The 2,624-nt window shown below is 72.7% G+C and carries 2 protein-coding genes; both read right to left on the reverse strand.

Going from position 1 to position 2,624, the window contains the following annotated elements; all coding sequences use genetic code 11:
• Positions 1–139 precede the first annotated feature (139 nt).
• Positions 140–874 carry a YcnI family protein gene (locus KBX53_RS29125; protein WP_210862800.1) on the reverse strand — a complete coding sequence of 245 codons (735 nt, stop codon included), beginning with the start codon at positions 872–874 and terminating at the stop codon, positions 140–142.
• A gap of 17 nt (positions 875–891) precedes the next feature.
• The gene (locus tag KBX53_RS29130) at positions 892–2,559 is read right to left on the reverse strand and encodes a copper resistance CopC/CopD family protein (RefSeq protein WP_210862802.1); all 1,668 of its coding nucleotides are present in this window, start codon (positions 2,557–2,559) and stop codon (positions 892–894) included.
• Positions 2,560–2,624: the final 65 nt, after the last annotated feature.

Below are 2,624 nucleotides of genomic sequence, written 5' to 3' on the forward strand. Positions count from 1 at the left end.
CCCTCCGTAGCCAAATACCCGGCCGACCTTACCGACGCAACCCGCCTGATCAGGGGATATCCACGGCACGGCCGACTCCGACTGCGGAAAGCACGCTGGCCCGCCGGAATATCCGGCGGGCCAGCGGGTCAGACCGGGGTCAGGCCTTGGCGACCGGCTCCCGGCGGGTCCGCGTGAACGCCAGCCCACCCAGCACCAGGCCGGCGAGACCGGCGACGAGACCGGCCACACCGAGGCCGACAGCGAGCCCGTTGCCGTCGTCGTCGTCATCGTCGGGCGATGCGACGGCGGCGCTCGGCGAGGCCGAACCCGCCGGCGCGGCCGCAGCGGCCAGGGTGAGCACCGGCGCCGGGTGCTCCGGCTCCTCGGCACCCGCCGCCACCGGTTCGTCGATCCAACGCGAGATGTTGCCGTCCGAGTAGGTCTGCAGGGTCTTGAAGATCATCGAGTCGACCTGCGGCAGCGGCCCCAGCGACACCGGGAACTCCTGGAACTGCCCCGGCTTCACCCCCGCGTCACCGGAAGCCGTCCAGGTGATCTTGGAGACCGCCTCGGTGAGCTGACTGCCGTGCACCTCGATCGGCGGGTCCACCTTGCGCTTCTCCGTGGTGACCGTCCAGCCGGGCACCGGCATCGTCGACACCGAACCGACCGGGGCGTTCTCCGGCAACACGACCTCCAGCTTGGTGGTCGACGCGGTGTCGCTCTCGTTCGGCACCCGGAACGCCACCCGGGCGTAGCCGCCCTGGGTCGCCTCCTTCGGGTTCACCGTGACGTGCGCGGACGCCGGCCCGGCGAAGCCGAGCACAGCGGTGGCGGCGGCGGTGAACGCCAGGGCGGCAGCGGCGGTTGCGGTGCGCCGGAATCGGGTCATGGGTTTCGCGAACCTCTCTAACGGATGGGCACGGTGGCGGTCACCGTGGCCTGGTCGATGTCGGTCGTTCGGGCGGTGATCTTCAGTTGCCACTCGCCGGAGGTCGGCAGGCTGATGTCGCCGTAGGCGTGACTGTCCGTCAACCGCAGCAACGGCACCTCGATCGGCTCGATCCCGGCCGAGGGCAGCGCGACTGTCGCCTTCCACTCCGCGACCAGCAACGGCTGGTTGTTCTTGTCGTACGCGTACAGGTGCACCGAGTTGTTGCCCCGCTGGGCCGGGCTCACCTCGACCTCCACTGCCAACAACGGGTTGTCCAGCCTGGTGCTGAAGAAGCCGGACTCGGACCCGGCCGACGGGCCGGCCACGGCGGTGCGGGCGGGCGTGGTCTGCACGAGCGTGGCGGACACCGCCAGCACCACCACGGTGACTGCCAACTCCACCAGGACCGCCCGGCGCACCGGCACCGGGCGTTGCGCCGCGACCCGGCTGCGCACCAACTGCCGGGAGTACGCGGCCACGGCGATGACAATCGCGAACAGCCCGATCTTGGCGAGCAGCAGACGCCCGTACGTGGTGTCGATCAGCGCCCGCGGGGTGGCCACCTCGATCAGCGCCTGGACGGTGCCGGCGAGCAACAGCGCCGAGACGGCGAGCGCCGCCCAGCGCGACCAGATCGGCAGGATCGCGCCCAGCTCCCGTTCGTCGGCCTGGCGCAGCAGGAAGACGGCGAGCATGAGCAGACCGCCCAGCCAGACCGCCATGCTGCCCAGGTGGACCGCGTCGACCACCACCGACACCGCCGGCGCCGGGGAGGCCGCCGGGTGCCCGGCCAGCGGCCAGGTCAGCAGGGCGGCACCGCCGAGCACGGCCAGGATGATCGCGTCCGCCCGACCGGCGGGCCGGGCCAGCAGCGGGCGGAGCAGGAAGATCGACGCCGCCAGCAGGCCGAGCCGGACCAGGTGGGCGGCGCCGAAGGCGCTGCCGAAGACACTGCCGAACCCCTCACCGGTGACGTCGAAGAGACCACCGCCGGCGGTGTAGGGCACCTGCAACCACAGGTCGGCGAGGGTGGCGAAGGCCACCAGACCGAGGCCGGTCCAGGCCAGCCGGGTCGGCCCCCGCCGGGAGAGCCGGCGCGGCCAGAGCGCGGCGAGCACCAACGCCGGCCCGACCAGCAGCACCAGACCCGCGTAGCCGAGGAAGCGGGCCACCTTCACCGCCGTCCCCACCACCGGGTTGGCGCGGCTGTCCGTGCCGGAGTCGACGGGCGGGGTCGAGGCGGCGCCGACCGAGTAGGTGAACGCCCCGGAGACCGGGTGACTGTCGGCGGAGATCACCCGGAAGCTGACCAGGTAGGTGCCGCGCGCGCCGCCCGGGTCCACCGGGATGGTCACCACGCCGCCGCTGAACGACGGTTCGCCCCGGTCGGCCCGGGACCCGTCCGGCGCGATGACCCGGATCTTGCCGGGCACCTTGCGGACCGACTCACTGAACGTGAGGACCACCTCGGACGGCCCGCTCGGCACGACGGATGAGGCAGCCGGACTGCTGCTCTGCAGCACCGCGTGGGCGCTGGCGGAGGTGGCTGGCGCGATCAACAAGGCGACGACGGTGACCAGGAGGCCGGCGGCGGCGGCCAGTCGGGCGGCCCAGCGGCGGGGGGCGACAGTCATGCCGGCCATGGTCGCCGATCGGTGTCCCGTTCGGCGACCCGAGGGGGGTGGCCGCGTCGGAGATCGCACGTCAT

The organism is Micromonospora sp. M51, from assembly GCF_018070305.1.
In the GTDB taxonomy this organism is placed as follows: Bacteria; Actinomycetota; Actinomycetes; order Mycobacteriales; family Micromonosporaceae; genus Micromonospora; species Micromonospora parva.